The 15,703-nt window shown below is 72.3% G+C and carries 12 protein-coding genes; 4 read left to right on the top strand and 8 right to left on the bottom strand.

What is annotated here, in order from left to right:
* Positions 1 to 3: 3 nt before the first annotated feature.
* Positions 4 to 2,700, top strand: a complete 2,697-nt coding sequence (locus tag ABD340_RS09010; RefSeq protein WP_344588184.1) for an ABC transporter permease subunit — start codon at positions 4 to 6, stop codon at positions 2,698 to 2,700.
* Positions 2,701 to 2,730: 30 nt separating this feature from the next.
* On the opposite strand, the gene ABD340_RS09005 is transcribed toward ABD340_RS09010, so the two are convergent.
* Entirely contained in the window at positions 2,731 to 3,930 is a 1,200-nt protein-coding gene (locus ABD340_RS09005; protein ID WP_344588182.1) for an RNA-guided endonuclease InsQ/TnpB family protein, read from the bottom strand.
* Between the two features lie 158 nt (positions 3,931 to 4,088).
* On the opposite strand from ABD340_RS09005, the gene ABD340_RS09000 reads away from it, so the two are divergent.
* The gene (locus ABD340_RS09000) at positions 4,089 to 4,838 is read left to right on the top strand and encodes an ABC transporter ATP-binding protein (protein WP_344588181.1); all 750 of its coding nucleotides are present in this window, start codon (positions 4,089 to 4,091) and stop codon (positions 4,836 to 4,838) included.
* A 45-nt stretch (positions 4,839 to 4,883) separates the two neighbouring features.
* Here the strand turns inward: ABD340_RS09000 and ABD340_RS08995 are convergent, their stop codons facing one another.
* Genes ABD340_RS08995 through ABD340_RS08985 form a run of 3 tightly spaced genes read right to left on the bottom strand, consistent with a single transcriptional unit; the run spans position 4,884 to position 7,734 of the window.
* Complete coding sequence (locus ABD340_RS08995) at positions 4,884 to 6,347, bottom strand: class I adenylate-forming enzyme family protein (RefSeq protein ID WP_344588180.1); 1,464 nt, start codon at positions 6,345 to 6,347, stop codon at positions 4,884 to 4,886.
* Positions 6,348 to 6,368: 21 nt separating this feature from the next.
* Positions 6,369 to 7,229, bottom strand: coding sequence for an enoyl-CoA hydratase-related protein (locus ABD340_RS08990; RefSeq protein WP_344588178.1), 861 nt, complete (start codon positions 7,227 to 7,229; stop codon positions 6,369 to 6,371).
* A 19-nt stretch (positions 7,230 to 7,248) separates the two neighbouring features.
* Entirely contained in the window at positions 7,249 to 7,734 is a 486-nt protein-coding gene (locus tag ABD340_RS08985) for a PaaI family thioesterase (protein ID WP_344588177.1), read from the bottom strand.
* Between the two features lie 152 nt (positions 7,735 to 7,886).
* On the opposite strand from ABD340_RS08985, the gene ABD340_RS08980 reads away from it, so the two are divergent.
* The gene (locus ABD340_RS08980) at positions 7,887 to 8,966 is read left to right on the top strand and encodes an amidohydrolase family protein (protein ID WP_344588175.1); all 1,080 of its coding nucleotides are present in this window, start codon (positions 7,887 to 7,889) and stop codon (positions 8,964 to 8,966) included.
* A gap of 208 nt (positions 8,967 to 9,174) precedes the next feature.
* Here the strand turns inward: ABD340_RS08980 and ABD340_RS08975 are convergent, their stop codons facing one another.
* Positions 9,175 to 9,975 carry an SDR family NAD(P)-dependent oxidoreductase gene (locus ABD340_RS08975; protein WP_344588174.1) on the bottom strand — a complete coding sequence of 267 codons (801 nt, stop codon included), beginning with the start codon at positions 9,973 to 9,975 and terminating at the stop codon, positions 9,175 to 9,177.
* A gap of 179 nt (positions 9,976 to 10,154) precedes the next feature.
* On the opposite strand from ABD340_RS08975, the gene ABD340_RS08970 reads away from it, so the two are divergent.
* Complete coding sequence (locus ABD340_RS08970) at positions 10,155 to 11,072, top strand: SDR family NAD(P)-dependent oxidoreductase (protein WP_344588172.1); 918 nt, start codon at positions 10,155 to 10,157, stop codon at positions 11,070 to 11,072.
* Between the two features lie 14 nt (positions 11,073 to 11,086).
* Here the strand turns inward: ABD340_RS08970 and ABD340_RS08965 are convergent, their stop codons facing one another.
* Genes ABD340_RS08965 through ABD340_RS08955 form a run of 3 tightly spaced genes read right to left on the bottom strand, consistent with a single transcriptional unit; the run spans position 11,087 to position 15,698 of the window.
* Positions 11,087 to 12,442, bottom strand: coding sequence for an MmgE/PrpD family protein (locus tag ABD340_RS08965; RefSeq protein ID WP_344588171.1), 1,356 nt, complete (start codon positions 12,440 to 12,442; stop codon positions 11,087 to 11,089).
* Positions 12,439 to 14,544 carry an acetate--CoA ligase family protein gene (locus ABD340_RS08960; RefSeq protein WP_344588170.1) on the bottom strand — a complete coding sequence of 702 codons (2,106 nt, stop codon included), beginning with the start codon at positions 14,542 to 14,544 and terminating at the stop codon, positions 12,439 to 12,441. Before ABD340_RS08960 ends, ABD340_RS08965 begins: the two co-directional genes overlap by 4 nt.
* On the bottom strand, positions 14,541 to 15,698 hold the full coding sequence (locus ABD340_RS08955) for an acyl-CoA dehydrogenase family protein (protein WP_344588168.1): 1,158 nt from the start codon (positions 15,696 to 15,698) through the stop codon (positions 14,541 to 14,543). Before ABD340_RS08955 ends, ABD340_RS08960 begins: the two co-directional genes overlap by 4 nt.
* Positions 15,699 to 15,703: the final 5 nt, after the last annotated feature.

Raw genomic sequence — 15,703 nt, 5'->3', positions numbered from 1 at the left:
GATATGCAGGACCTGATCCCCTTCATCGTCAGCGGGCTGGCGATCGGCTCGGTGTACGGCCTGATCGGCACCGGGCTGGTCGTCACCTACAAGACCTCCGGCATCTTCAACTTCGGCCACGGCGCGCTGGCGACCGTCGCGGCCTACCTCTTCTACTGGCTGCACATCGACCAGGGCCTCGGCTGGCAGGTGTCGGCCGCCGTGACCGTGCTGCTGGCCGGCCCCCTGATGGGCCTGGTCATGGAGCTGATCGCACGGCGGCTGGCGGCGCAGCGGGTGCCGATGAAGATCGTCGGCACCGCCGGGCTGATCCTCCTCGTACAGGGCCTTGGAACGATCAAATACGGCCCGGACCCCATCACCGTGGACAGCTTCCTGCCCAAGGCCGAGGAGTCCTTCGCCGTCGGCGCGGTCAACGTGCACTACAAGTACCTCTTCACGGCGGTGATCGCGCTGGTCGCCGTCGGCGCGCTGTGGCTGCTGTTCCGCTTCACCCGGACCGGCCTGGCGATGCGCGCAGTGGTCGACGACCCGGAACTGCTGGACGTCAAAGGCGTCGACCCGGTGCGGGTGCGGCGGATCGCGTGGCTCATCGGCTCGACCTTCGCCGCGCTCTCCGGCGTGCTGCTGCTGCCCCTCGTCGGGCTGGAGCCGATCGCGCTGACCTTCCTGGTGGTGACCGCGTTCGGCGCCGCGGCGATGGGCGCGTTCACCAACATCCCGCTGACCTTCCTGGGCGGGCTCATGCTGGGCGTGGCCAGCGACATCACCAAGAAGTACCTGCTCGACGTGACCTGGCTGTCGGGCGTCCCCTCCAGCCTGCCCTTCGTCATCCTGGTCGCGGCGCTGCTGCTCACCCCCAAGCGCCGGCTCAAGCCGCCGTCCCTGGTGGAGAACCGGCCGCCGCCGCAGTGGCGGGCCCCCGGCCGGGTGCGGCTCGCGACGGTGCTCGTGGTGGTCGCCCTGCTGTCGACGGTCCCGCTCTTCGCCGGCACGAGGCTGACCTTCTACATCGTCGGGCTCACCCAGATCGTGATGTTCATGTCGCTCGGGCTGCTGGTGCGCACCTCGGGGCAGGTCTCGCTGTGCCACGCCGCCTTCGGCGCGATCGGCGCGGTCGCCTTCTCCCAGCTCGCCGTGGACCAGGGCCTCCCGTGGCTGGTGGCGCTGCTGCTGGGCGCGCTGATCGTGGTACCGGTCGGAGCGCTCATCGCGCTGCCCGCGATCCGGCTGTCCGGCCTGTTCCTCGCGCTGGCGACGCTGGGCTTCGGGATCATGGTGGAACGGCTGTTCTACCCGCTGAACTGGATGTTCACCCCGCTGAGCAACGGACGGGACATGCCCCGGCCCGCGTTCGCCGAGGACGACCGGGCCTTCTACTACTTCGTCCTCGCCCTGGTGGTGGTCATCGGCGCCGCCACCGTCGCGGTGCAGCAGGCGCGGCTGGGCCGCGTGCTGCGCGGCATGGCCGAGGCACCGACCGCGGTGTCCACGGCGGGGCTGAGCACCAACGTCACCAAGCTGCTGGTCTTCTGCCTGTCCGCCTTCGTCGCGGGGATCTCGGGCATCCTCTACGGGGCGACGCTGCACTCGGCCGGGACGACCGACCAGCACTACACCTCGTTCTACTCGATCATCCTGCTGGCCACGCTGGCCCTGGCCCCGTTCGGCGCACCGTGGTACGCGGTCTTCATCGGCATGACCGCGGTCATCCCCGGCTACTTCCCCGGCGCGGACACCGGTTACTGGCTCAACGCCGCGTTCGGCTTCTTCGCCGTCCAGGTCGCGATGGCCGGAGGCACACCCCCCGCTCCCGAGCGTCTGCGCAAGGCCCTGGATCGGCTGGGAGGCAAACGGCATACCGCCGCTCCGCAAGAGGTCACACCGGCCGACGATGTCCGGCCTGGTGAGGGGTTCCGGGTCCGCGGGCTGACGGTGCGCTTCGGCGGCGTCACCGCCGTCAACGCGGTCGACCTGCACGCGCCCGCCGGGAAGATCACCGGGCTGATCGGGCCCAACGGCGCGGGCAAGACCACCGTGTTCAACGCCGGCACCGGGCTGCTCAAGCCGGACTCCGGACGGATCACCATGCACGGCCGGGACATCACCCGGACGCCACCGGCCGCCCGCGGGCGCGCCGGGCTCGGCCGCACCTTCCAGATCATGAACCTGTGCGACTCGCTGACCGTCGCGGACAACGTCGCGCTCGGCCACGAGAGCGCCCTGGCGGGTGCCCGCCCGTGGTCGCAGCTGGCGGCGCCGCGCACGCAACTGCGGCGGACCCGCGCCGCGGCCGCCGAGGCGATGCGGCTGTGCGGCATCGACCACCTGGCCGACCGGCAGGCCGGCGAACTCTCCACGGGAGAACGCCGCCTGGTCGAGCTGGCGCGGTGCCTGGCGGGCCGCTTCGACGTGCTCCTGCTGGACGAGCCGTCCTCCGGCCTCGACCACGAGGAGACCGCACGGTTCGCCGAGGTGCTCCAAGAGGTCGTCCGCCGGCGCGGAGTGGGCATCCTGCTGGTCGAGCACGACATGTCCCTCGTGATGCGCGTGTGCTCCTACATCTACGTCCTCGACTTCGGCGAGCTGCTGTTCGAGGACGGCCCGGACGGTGTGCGCTCCTCGGAGGTGGTCCGCTCGGCCTACCTGGGCGAAGGGGAGATCGCGAGCATCGACAACGTCCAGGAGGCCCAGACTTGACTTCCTCCCCCTCCTGAAGGAGGGGGATTCCTACGGCTCTCGCCGCAGGGTTTCCTGCTTCACCGCCGACCGCCCCGTCCGGGAGGAGTCCCGTTGAGGTCTTACACCGGCTCCACAGGCCGACACCGCCAGCCCGGCGGCCAGAATGTTCTTGGCTGCGTTCACGTCCCGGTCATGGGACCTCCCGCACCCGCACGTCCAGACGCGGACGTCCAAGGGCATCTCGTCCCGTCGGGTGCCGCAGGCGGAGCAGAGTTTGGAGGAGGGGAACCAGCGGTCGACCGCGATGACCTCGCGGCCGTACCAGGCGGCCTTGTACTCCAGCATGCCCCGGAACTCGCGCCACGCCGCGTCGCCGATGGCGCGGGCGAGGCGGCGGTTCTTGAGCATGTTGCCGACGGCCAGGTCCTCGATCACGACCACTTGATTTTCGCGGACGAGCCGAGTGGTGATCTTATGCAGGAAATCGCGGCGCCGGTCGGCGATCCGGGCATGGATCCGCGCGACCCTGCGCCGGGCCTTGGCCCGGTTGGCACCATCCCCCTTGGCTTTGCGGGACAGCACCCGCTGAGCCTTGGCCAGGCGGATGCGGTCGCCGCGTTCGTGCCGGGGGTTAATGATCTTCTCGCCAGTGGACAGGGTGAGCAGGTCCTCCAGCCCGGCGTCGACCCCGACCGCTCCGCCCGTGGCGGGCAACGGCGCGACGGCCGGATCCTGGCACAGCAAAGACACGAACCAGCGCCCGGCCCCGTCCTGGGACACCGTCACCGTCGAGAGCCGGGCACCCTCGGGCAGCGGACGCGACCACACGATGGCCAGCGGCCCGGCCATCTTCGCCAGCGTGAGCTCACCCTCACGGAACCGGAACCCCGAAGCCGTGTACTCGGCCGACCTGCGCGACCTCTTCCGGGACTTGAACCGCGGATACCCGGCCCGCTTGGCAAAGAAGTCGGCGAACGCCGTCTGCAGGTGACGCAACGCCTGCTGGAGCGGGACGCAGGACACCTGGCTGAGGTAGGCCAGATCCTCGGTCTTCTTCCACGCCGTCAGCATCGCCGAGGTCGCGGTGTAGCCGACCCGCTCCCGCCGCAGCGCCCACGCCTCGGTACGGGCGGCCAGCGCCAGGTTGTAGACCTTGCGCACACACCCGAACGTCCGCGACAGCTCCGCCGCCTGCGCCTCACTCGGGTAGAAGCAGTACTTGAACGCCCGCTTCACCTGTGCCGCCATGACCCCAGAACTACCACCCCGGGTGGTGCGGGCGTACGGGTTTCCGGAGGTGGTGGACGCCGAATCGCCCAGACGGCGATTCGGCTCTCCCTGTCCCGCTCCGCGGGCGTCCGTTTCCTCCCCCGCCTGAAGGCGGGGGTTTCCTCGGAGGTATCCAGATGACCGGCGGTGCCACTGGCAATGCCGCACCCTCGGCGCCCTCAGCGCGCTCTGAGGTGCTCTCGCTGCACGACGTGCGCGCGGGCTACGAGGAGACAACGGTCCTGCACGGTGTCTCGATCACCGTTCCGAAGGGGGCGGTGGTGGCCTTGCTCGGCGCCAACGGCGCCGGCAAGTCGACCCTGCTGCGCACCGCCGCCGGGTTGAACGGCCTCCAGAAGGGGCGCATCGAGCTGCTGGGCGAGGACGTCAGCAAGGTCTCCGCCCATCGGCGCATCCAGCGGGGCCTGTGCTACATCCCCGAAGGACGCGGCATCTTCCGCAGCCTGACGGTGCGGGAGAATCTCGCGTTGCAGGCCGAGGCCGGGGACGGCGCGACCGCGCTCGAACGCGCGACGGAGGCGTTCCCCGCACTGTCGGACCGCCTCGAACAGGTCGCGGGAACCCTGAGCGGAGGCCAGCAGCAGATGCTGGCCATGTCCCAGGCGCTGCTGCGCGACCCCGCGGTGGTCCTGGTGGACGAGGCGTCGCTCGGCCTCGCGCCCGTCATCGTCGACGAGGTGTTCGCCTTCCTGGAGAAGCTCGCCGCGCGCGGGGTGGCGCTGCTCGTCGTGGATCAGTTCGTGCAGAGGGTGCTGCAGATCGCGACACACGCGTACGTGCTGCGCCGGGGCCGGATCGAATACGACGGCGATCCCGGCGAGCTGCTGAAGAGCGACATCTTCGACAGCTACATCGGCGCGGACTGACGCACGGCACGGCCCGGACCACCTGGACCGGGCCGTTCCCGTTCGTCAGGACGCGCGCTCCCGCAGGACACGGCGAAGCACCTTGCCGTTGGTGTTGCGCGGCAGCTCGTCGACGAAGTGCCAGTACGCCGGCACCTTGAAGCCGGACAGTTCGGCGCGGGCGAAAGTCCTCAGCCGGTCCGGGACCGGCGGCTCCGCGGGGTCCGCCGGGACGACGAAGGCGGCGACCGTCTGCCCGAGCCGGTCGTCCGGCACGCCCACGACGGCCACGTCGGCGACCCCGGGATGGGTGGCGAGGACGGTCTCGACCTCCACCGGGTGCACGTTCTCGCCACCACGAATGATCATGTCGCTGCGCCGTCCCGACAGGTAGAGGTGGCCGTCCGGGGCGATCCGTCCCAGGTCGCCGCTGTGCAGCCAGCCCTCCGCGTCCAGCCGGAACAGATGGTCGCCCCGCGCGAGCACCTCGCCCACCCCGTCCGGGCCGGGCCGGTCGACGCGCAGCTCGGCGCCGGGGGCCGCGCGCCCGACCGACAGCAGCAGTTCCACGCGGCCCGCCACCGCCTCGCGATGGTCGTCGGGGGTCAGCACCGAGATCGGCGAGCCCTCTGTCTGGCCGAACATGTTGAGCAGCCGTACTCCGGGCACCGCGGCATACGTCGCGCGCAGCGTGTCCGGGCGGATCGGGGCGCCTCCGTACTGGAGGACCCGCCAGCGCGCCGGGCCGAGCTCGCCGGCGGCGAGGAGCATCTCCAGCATGGACGGCACCATGCTGGTGTGCGTGGCCCCTCTGGCGCACAGCAGCCGCCAGCCGTCGACAGTGAAACGCGGGATACCGGTCACGCAGGCACCCGCGCCCAGCGCGACCACGACGTTCCCAAGGCCGGACAGGTGGTGGAAGGGCGAGCTTCCGCCGTAGAGGCTGTCGGGGCCCAGCTCGCACAACGCGCCGTTGACCCTGGCCCGGGCGGCGAGGCGCCATTGCGGCATCGGCACGGCCTTGGGCGCGCCCGTGGTACCGGAGGTGTGCAGGACGATCGCGATGTCCTCCGGAGCGGCGGACAGGGCACGTTCTCCCGCCTCGAACCGGGGCATCGTGGCGAGCCGGCGCCCGGTCCGCTCCGCCACCTCCCGTCCCAGCTCCGCGTACTGCGGCTGGACGAGCAGCACCGGGGCCGCGAGCCCTTCGACGACCGCCGCGACCTCCCGGCCGGTCATCCGCACGCCCAAGGGCGCGATCGGGTGACCGGAGCCCGCGCCGCCGACGACCAGCGCGAGGGCCTCGGGCGACGACGTCACCAGCGCGGGCACCGCCTCCCCCTCCGGCAGGCCGAGCGAGTCCAGCCAGTCGGCCGCGCCGCCGGCGCGGCCGAGCAGCTCGCGGCCGCTCCAGGCCACCTCGCCGTACACGGCCGCGGGACGGCCGTGGTCGTAGGCCGCGCCCACCATCGCCGTCCAGGTGACCGCGCGCGGATCCGCCGGGGTCCGCACCCGCTCGGGTTCGATCACTGGCTCCTCCAGGAGGCGGGGTCAGCCGGGCAGGAAGGGGTCACGGGTGGCGTCCTCGGGATCGAAGTCGGGCGGGAGGCCCTCGAACGTCGGCGGACGCTTCTGGGTGAAGCTGTCCACGCCCTCCTGGAAATCCGCGGAGCCGGCGAAGTACTCCATCACCGAGTAGCTGCGCGCCAGCGCCTCGGTGAACTCCCTGTCGAGGTCGCCGTACACCTGGTGCCGGACCACGGCCATCGCGCGGGGAGAGCAGTTGCGGGCGATGTCGCGGGCGTAGGCGCGGACGGAGTCCATGAGCCCGTCCGGCTCCACGACCCGGCTGACCAGGCCCAGCTCCTTGGCCTCGTCCGCGTCGAAGGTCCGTCCTGACAGCAGCAGGTCGAGCGCGTTCTCCAGGCCGATCACCCTGGGCAGCACATAGGGCATGTTGTATTCGCCCGCCAGGCCCCGGCGCGTGAAAGCGGTGGTGAAGCGGGCTCCGCGGGCGGCGAACCGGACGTCGCAGATGAGGGCCTGGATCAGTCCGATGCCCGCGCATCCGCCGTTGATGGCGGCGATCATCGGCTTGGGCAGCAGCCGCCTGCCGTACATCGGCGGACGGTCGTTGAAGCTCAGGCTCTCACCGGGCCTGGAGTTCTGTTCCAGCCGTCGCATGTCCATGCCGGGGCAGAACGCCGTCCCGGCGCCGGTGATGATCACCACGCGGACGTCCGGGTCGGCCGCGGCCCGGTCCAGCAGCTCGAAGAACCGCCGCTCCATGGGGAGGTTCCAGGCGTTCCTGCGCTCCGGCCGGTTGAGCGTGAGGGTCGCGACGCCCTCCTCGTCGACCTCGTACAGGACCGGTTCCGTGCCTGGCCGCCCCGTGTCCGGCTGCTCGGACATCACACGCTCCTCATGTCGTTCACGCGCGGATCGGCGCGCCCACGCCGGGCCGCTCGCCGGAGACGGTCACCACCACCTGGCCGCGGGCGCAGACCGTCCCGTCGGCGAGGCGGACCTCGACCTCGCTGAAGTGGACGCGCCCGCCGCGCTTCACGCAGCGGGCGTGGGCGACGACCTCCGGGCCGGGCGCCGGGGCGAGGTACTGGACCGACAGGGACACGGTGCTGAGCCGGCTGCCCTTGGCGAAGTCGTGCCCGGCCATGACGGCGCCGCTCCCGGCGGTGTCGATCAGGGCGGAGAGCAGGCCGCCGTGGAAGACGCCGTCGTGCGCGGTCAGGCGCTGGGCGAACGGGAGCACCACCTCGACCCCGTCGGGATCCCATCGGCGCACGCGTATGCGGCACTCCCGGTTGAACTCGACCCCGCGTTCCCAGTGCTCGCGGAACCAGGCGCGCAGATCCCGCTGCTCCTGCTCGCTCGGCGGACCCGGTCGGGTGACGGTCATCCGTCGTTCCTTTCGCGGGGAAGGCCGGGCGCCGGGCTCGGCGCCGACCAAGGAGAGATATAGTTACATAATTAGCCTACTTGGGCAACCTTGCCAGAAATAGATAGATATATAGAATAGTTGGACTATACAGAGGAAGGTCAGGAGGACGGATGACCAAGATCTGGGCCAACTCGGCCGACTCCCACGTGCTCGAGCCCGACGACCTCTGGCTGCGGGCGCTGCCCGCGCGGCTGGCCGAGCGCGCCCCGCGCAGCGAGCGCGGCGACCGCTACGAGGTCCTCTACATCGACGGCGACCGGGTCAGCCGCCAGCTCAACGACATGATGGACGCCATCCGCCCGCCGGGCGCGCGCGACCTGGACGTCCGCCTCAAGGACCTCGACCAGGAGGGCGTCTGGGGGCAGGTGGCCTTCCCCTCGATGGGCTTCTGGTCGGTGCTGATCCGGGACCGGGAGCTGGCCCGCGAGGTCGTCCGCTCCTGGAACGACTGGGCGCACGCGGAGATCATGGGGCGCACCGAACGGATCTTCACCCCGGCCTGCGTGTCCATGGCCGACATGGACGACGCCGTCGCCGAGCTCGAACGGGTCGCCGAGCTGGGCTTCCAGGCGGTGTTCCTGCCCACCCAGACCGCCGCCGGGGAGGAGTACGGCCTCGACCGGTGGGAACCGCTCTGGACGGTCGCCGAACGGGCCGGCATGGTCCTGGCGTTCCACATCGGCACCGGGGGCGACACGGTCGTCTACCGCGGGCCGGGCGGCGCCGTGGTCAACTTCATGGAGACCACCTATCCCGGCATGCGGGTGGTGTCGCACATGGTCGCCGGCGGCGCCCTGGACCGGCACCCCGACCTGAAACTCTTCGTCGCCGAGGGCGGGGCCTCCTGGCTGCCGGCGATCGCCGACCGGATGGACGAGGCCTACCGCCAGCACGGCATGTTCGTGCGGCCCAAGCTCAGCCGCCTGCCCAGCGAGATCATCAAGCAGCAGGTGTACGCCTCGTTCCAGCACGACGCCAGCGCCGTGGACATCGTCCGCTGGACCGACTACCAGAACGTGATGTGGGGCGACGACTACCCGCACCTCGAGGGAACCTACGGCCACACGCAGGAGACGCTCCGCGGGCTGTTCGACGGCGTCCCGGACGAGGTCCGCGAGCGCATCACCCGCGGCGCGTTCAACGAACTGTTCAGCGTGCCGGAGCAGACCCCCCGGCAAGCGGCCGTCTGACAAGCCCGTCCAACGACGTACATGGGTGGCGTACCGGACACGCTCCGCCACCCAGCGCCTCGACGTGGCCTCAGGTACCGTGCGAGCGCGCTACCTGGCCGGTAGGGCGACGCCGAAGGCGAGCCCCACCGGCCAGGTCGCGAAGCGATGTCGCGCTCGCCAAGGCCCGGTTAGGGGCGAGCCGCCAGGCGAGCGCCGTAGGCCGGGACTATGGAAACACAGCCCGCATCTCCGCGACGTAGGGCTGGTGGGCGAGCAGCCCGCCGTCCACGCCGAGGGTCTGGCCGGTGATGAAGACCGCCTCGTCGGAGGCCAGGAAGACCACGGCGGCGGCGACGTCCTCGGGCTTCCCCAGCCGGGGGGTGAGATGGTGGCGCAGCATGGTCTCCTCCATCGCGCCGTGGACCGATCCGGAGCCCCGTCTGGTCAGGATGAAGCCGGGCGTGATGGCGTTGCAGCGGACGCCCTGCTTGCCGTACTGCGTGGCCACGTACATGGTGAGGTTGATCAGGGCGGCTTTGGAGGCGCCGTAGGCGGGGTTGCGCAGGTCGCCCGCGAGGCCGCTCCCGGACGAGGTGTTGATGATCGAGCCGCCACCGCGGTCGACCATGTGGGGGACGGCCGCCTGGATCGCGACCATGGTGCCGCGGACGTTGATGCGCATGGTGTCGTCCCACACCGCGGGATCGGCCTCGGCGACCGGGAGATCCAGCTTGGCCGCCAGATGCGTGGCGGCCGCGTTGTTGTGCAGGACGTCGAGGCCGCCGTAGGCGCGGACCGTGCTTTCGATCATGTCGCGCACCGAGCCGGTGTCGCCCAGGTCCATCTCCACCGCCATCGCGGTCCCGCCGGCCGAGGTGATCCTGTCGGCGACCGCCCGGGCGCCGTCCCCGTTCAGATCGGCGACGACCGTGCGCGCCCCCTCCGCCGCGACGCGCTCGGCGGTCGCCGCGCCGATCCCGGACGCGGCCCCGGTGATGACCGCGATCTTGTCCTGCAGCCTGCCCATCCCGATCTCCTCACCAGGTCGGAGCGCGGAACGCGCCCTCCACCACCCCTCCCGAAACATCTACCATATTCAGCTACAACGACGACGTGACACAAGCCCGATCCGAACAAATATAGTAAGATGATTAAGTTCTTATTGGGGCCGGGTTCGATTCGGTCGTCGCATGAGGAGGTCATGCCGTGGGGCTGCTCGACGGGAAGGTCGCCATCGTCACCGGGGGCGGTCGCGGGCTGGGCCGGGCGCACTGCCTGGCGCTGGCCGCGGCCGGGGCCGCGGTGGTGGTCAACGATCTCGGCTCCGGCCTGCACGGCGAGCAGGCGGGCGAGTCGCCCGCCGACGAGGTGGTCGCCGAGATCACCGAGCTCGGCGGCCGGGCGGTGGCCGACGGGAGCTCGGTCGCGGACTGGCTGGCGGCCGAGTCCATGGTCGCCCGCGCGGTCGCCGAGTTCGGCCGGCTGGACATCGTGGTGAACAACGCCGGCATCCTGCGCGACCGGATGATCTTCTCGATGACCGAGGCGGACCTCGACGCCGTGATCGCGGTGCACCTCAAGGGCAGCTTCGCCCTCACCCGCCATGCCTGCGCCCACTGGCGCGACGCGTTCAAGCGCGGCGAGCCGGTCGCCGGGCGGATCATCAACACCACCTCGGGGACCGGCCTCTTCGGCCAGATCGGGCAGTCCAACTACGGCGCGGCCAAGGCCGGCATCGCCGGCCTCACCACGATCGCCGCCATGGAGATGCGCCGCTACGGCGTGACCGTCAACGCCATCTCCCCCATCGCCGCCACCCGTATGACGGCGGGGATGGTGGGAGACGGCGCGGCCGGTGAGGACGGATTCGCTCCTCTGGACCCTGCCAACGCCTCGGGTGTGGTCGTGTACCTCGCCTCCGACGCCGCCGGCTGGCTCACCGGCCAGGTCCTGAGGATCGACGGCGACAAGCTCAACCGCATGCGGTCCTGGACGATCGCCGCCACGCATCCGGCCCGCTCCGGCGGCGCGGTCACCGCCGACGAGCTGGTCGAGGCCATGCCGCGGCTGTACGAGGTCGCGCCGGCCGGCCGCCCCATCGGGTCGCTGCCCGGCAGGCCCTGAGCCCGCCCGCCGAGTCAGGTCCCGGCCGGGCCGATGTCGAGATCGGCGACCGTGCCGCCGGAGCGGAGCCCGCCGATCCGCGCCAGCAGGTGGGGGCCGTGCGTCCCCACCACCGCCGCCGCGGTGTCGAGGAACTTCCGGCGCACCCGCTCCGGCGGCAACGGGCACTGCGGGCTGCCCGAGCGGTCCGGCACCTCCGCGGTCATCCGGGCACCCGAACGGGTCACCGCCGTCACCCGCGCGCCGCGGCGGCCGGGGAACCTTTCCTCGAAGGCCGGATCGATCTCCAGGCGCACCGCGTCCGCAAGTGCCCGGAGGCCCGCGGCGTCGCCGTCCGACTCGACCGTCTCGCCGGTCACGGCGCCCGCGGCCAGCGCGACGGACGCGAGATGGGGGATGCTGAACCTGCGCTCGGCGACGGTGCGCGGCCGCTTGATCCCGGCGACCGCCAGCGCCGTCGCGTAGGTGCCGACCTCCAGACGTTCGACGTCGCCGGCCGCCAGCCCTTCCGCGCGCAGTTCCAGCACGGCGTCGATGACGGCGAAAGCGTGCCCGCAGCAGGGATAGGGCTTGATCGTGATGGCGCCGATCGCCAGGTCCGAACCGGACGGCGTGCCGAGCGGGGCGCGGCAGCGTTCCCAGCCGGACGGTGCTCCGGTCGCCGCCCCGAGTCCCGCGTCGCCCTCCAGGACGTCCGGCGCGCCGGTCACCCCGCCGCGGGCCAGGGCGGCGGCCACCACCCCCGCCTGCGCGGCGTTCCCGGCGTGCAGGGGCTTGCCCATCGCGTCGCTGCGGAAGGTCTGCTGCAGCCCCGAGGCCATCGTCGCGGCCAGCGCGAGCGCGTGTGCGAAGACGTCCTCGCCGGCGCCGAGCACCTCTGCCGCCGCGGCGGCGGCCCCGACGCTGCCGGCCGTCCCGGTGGTGTGCCAGTTCTTGTAATGTGCCGGCCCGAGGTCCGCGGCCACCCGGCAGCCGATCTCGTACCCGGTGACCAGCGCACGCAGGAGCGTCTCTCCGGGCGCCCGCACCTGGTCCGCCACCGCCAGGGCGGCGGCGATGATCGGCGCGCCGGGGTGGAAGAGACCCGGCGCGTAGATGTCGTCGAGCTCCAGGGTGTGCGCGGCGGTGCCGTTCACGAGGGCGGCCAGCGGGGGCGGCGCCGCGCCCCCGCCCACCACGCGGCTGGGTCCCGACAGGGGCCCCAGCCCGTCGAGGAGGGCGCGGGCCGGGACGCCGGTGCTCCCCCCGAAGGTGACTCCGAGCCAGTCCACGAAGGCCAGTTCCGCCGCGTCGGCCAATGCGGGCGGCAGCGGTGCGGCGCGCAACTCCATCGCGTGGCCTGTCAGCGCTTCGACGACGGTTCCGGTCATTCGACTCGGTCCTCACTCTCGCGGCGTACGAGGGCGTCCACCGCGATGACGCCCTGGCCTTCGGGGAGCACGAGCAGCGGGTTCACCTCAGCCTCGAGGATCGCCGCGCCGTCCGTCCCGGCCAGCCGGGAGACCGCGACGACCGCCTCGGCCAAGGCGCCGAGGTCCCCGGCCGGGGCGCCCCGGTAACCCGCGAGCGCGCGGAAGGCGATGACCTCGCCGACCATCTCGCGGGCGGTGGCCGCGTCGACCGGGGCGGGCCGGACGCTGCGGTCGCGGTAGAGCTCCGCGAGCACGCCCCCGGCCGCGAGCACCACGACCGGGCCGGCGTCCGGGTCATGCCGGAAGCCGACGAGCGCCTCGCCGACACCGCGCGCCATGGTCTGGACGAGGAAGCGCTCGGCCGGCACCCCGGGGAGCCGTTCCGCCATCGCCTGGACGATGCGGTCCGCCGCCGCCCGCAGACCGGCGCCGTCCGCGACGCCGAGGACGACGCCCCCCGCATCGGACTTGTGCGGCACCTCGGCTGAAAGGATCTTCACCGCCGCCGGTCCGGCGACCGGGAGCTCCTCCGGAAGCCGCGCCGCGGCCACCACGGCGTACGGCGCGCAGGCGAGCCCGGCACCGCCCAGCACCTCGTACGACCGGGCCTCGTCCAGGACCTCCGAAGCGGCGGCCGGCGCCCGGAGCCTCCGGCGTCGCTCCGCCTCGGCGGGCATGCGGCGGCCGAAGACCGCGAGCAGGGCATCGGCGCAGGACTCCGGCGTACGGAAGGCCGCCACCCCGCTGCTCCTCAGGAGACGCAGCGCCTCGGGCGCAGCGGGCATCACGAAGGCCGCGAGCGGCTTGCCGCCCCCCGCGCAGTCCGCGATCGGCTTGACGGCCAGTTCGGGATGGAACCGGGCGGAGCTGCCCGGGACCGCCACGACCGCGTCGAACTCCGGAGCCGCCAGGACGACGTCGAGCGCGCTCTTCATCACCTCGTAGCGGGTGCCGGCGAGCGTGAGGTCGATCAGGGCGCCGTGTCCCGCGGCGATCCCCGCCTCGGCGAGCCTGCGGACGGTCTCCGGCGACGGCCCCGGAAGATCGGCACCGGCGGCGGCGAGGCAGTCGACGGCCATCGCGCCCCCGCCGCCGGTGGTGGACAGGACGCACACCCGGGGGCGTCGTGCCCCGGGGGCCCGGATCGGCAGGCCGCGTGCCAGGTGCTGCCCTTCGAGGAGCGCCTCGAAGGTGCGCACCCTGGCGATCCCCAGATCCTTCAGCAGCGCGTCGGCGACGGCGTCGTCCCCCGCCAGCGCGCCCGTGTGCGACACGGCCAGGCGGGCGCCGGCATCGGTCCGCCCCAGTTTGTAGGCGAGGACCGGCTTGCCGCGCTCGGCCGCGGCGCGGGCGAAGGCGCGCAGGTCATCGGCGCCGGTGAGGTTCTCCAGGAAGAGGGCGTAGCCCTCGATCCGCGGGTCGCCGACCGAGGCGAGGCAGATCTCGCCGAGGGTCAGGTCGAGCTCGTTGCCGGTGGAGACCATGCCGCGGAAGCCGACCCCCATCTCCTTGCCGCGCGAGAGCAGGGCGCCGATGGCGCTGCCGGACTGGGAGGCGACGAACACGCCGCCCTGGCCGAGACCGGGCTCGGCGAAGGCCGCGTTGGCGGTGAGCGCGAGCCCGTGGCCGAGGGCGGCGACGCCGAGGCTGCCCGGCCCGAGCAGCCTGATGCCGGACGTGCCGACGATCTCCCGCAGCTCGGCGCGCCGGGCGCCGCCGCGTTCGTCGCCGTCCAGGAAGCCGTCGGCCATGACGGTGGCCACGGTCACGCCGAGGCCGGCGCACTCGCGCACCGCCTCGACGGCGAGGTCCGCCCCGGTCAGGACGAAGACGTGATCGGGCACCACCGGAAGCGCGCTCAGCGAGGGCCACGACCGTTCGCCCAGCACGGTCTCCCGGGCGGGATTGACGGGGAAGAGCCGTCCCGTCCACCCATGCTCGCGCAGGTACTCCATCGGCCGGGCCGTGGTCTTGCCGGGGGTGTCGGACGCGCCCACGATCGCCACGGAGGAGGGGCTGAGCAGCGCGTCGTACAGTGCGGGAGTGGGGGCGGTGTTCATGAGGCGGCGCCGCGCTGGCTGAAGCGGCGGCCGAAGACGTGCTCGGCGATGCGGTTCTTGAGCACCTCGGTCGAGCCCCCGGCGATCATCCACCCGCGCGTGCGGCGGAAGCAGTACTCGACGAGCGACTCGGTGCTGAACCCGGTGGCGCCCATGGCCTGCATCGCGACGTCGGCGGCACCGAATCCGGCCTGGTTCGCCGCGAACTTCGCGACGGCGGTGTCGAACGCCGAAGGGATGCCGTCCCGGTCGCCCGCGACCGCCGCCCGGTGCAGGAGCAGCTGGGCCGACTCCAGCTTCACCGCGGCCTCGGCGAACATCCACTGCAGTCCCTGGAACTCCGCCAGCGGGCGGCCGAACTGCCGGCGCGTGTTGAGATGCCCGACGGCCTGGTCGAACGCGTGGCGCCCGACGGCGATGGAGCGGGACGCGTTGCCGAGGCGTTCGACGTTGAAGCCGCTGATCTGCTTCTTGAAACCGCCCTCGCCCAGCAGCACCTGCCCTGCCGGCACGTGGCAGTCGTCGAAGTAGAGCTGGCACCAGTGCTCGCCGTTCATGAACGTCGACGGCTCGCCGATCGTGAGCCCCTCGCTGTCCCGGTCCACCAGCACCGAGCCGATGCCGCCCGCGCCGGGGCCGAACCGGACGTACACCAGGAAGACGGTCGCCTCGGCGCTGTGCGTCGAGAAGATCTTGCTTCCGTTCACCAGGAAGCCGTCGCCCTTCGGCACCGCGCTGGTGCTCAGGTCGGTGACCGCCGACCCGGCCTCCGGCTCGGTCATGCCGAGCCCGATGAGGGTCTCCCCCGCCAGGAGTCCGGCCAGGTAGCGCTCCCGCTGCGCGGGTGTGGCGTACTCGGCGAAGGTCCGGATGGGGCCGAAGTTGCCCGCCTGGACGACGTCCGCGCTGCGCGGGCACCCCTTGGCCACGGCCTGGATCGCGGTCACCGCGGCGAGCAGGCCGGCCCCCTGGCCGCCCTTCTCCTCGGGGATGGTCAGACCCAGCAGGCCCTGGTCCGCCATCGCCCGCGCCACGTCCCACGGGTAGTCGGCCGAGTGTGCCCGCGCGTGCGCCTGCGGGGCGAGCCGTTCGAGCGAGAAGTCCTCCACCGAGCGGCGGAACTCGTCCACCTCGGGCGGCAGGGAGAAATCCATGGAGT

Source organism: Actinomadura vinacea (genome assembly GCF_039532545.1).
GTDB lineage: Bacteria > Actinomycetota > Actinomycetes > Streptosporangiales > Streptosporangiaceae > Spirillospora > Spirillospora vinacea.
This window is presented reverse-complemented; position numbering and strand designations above follow the sequence as displayed.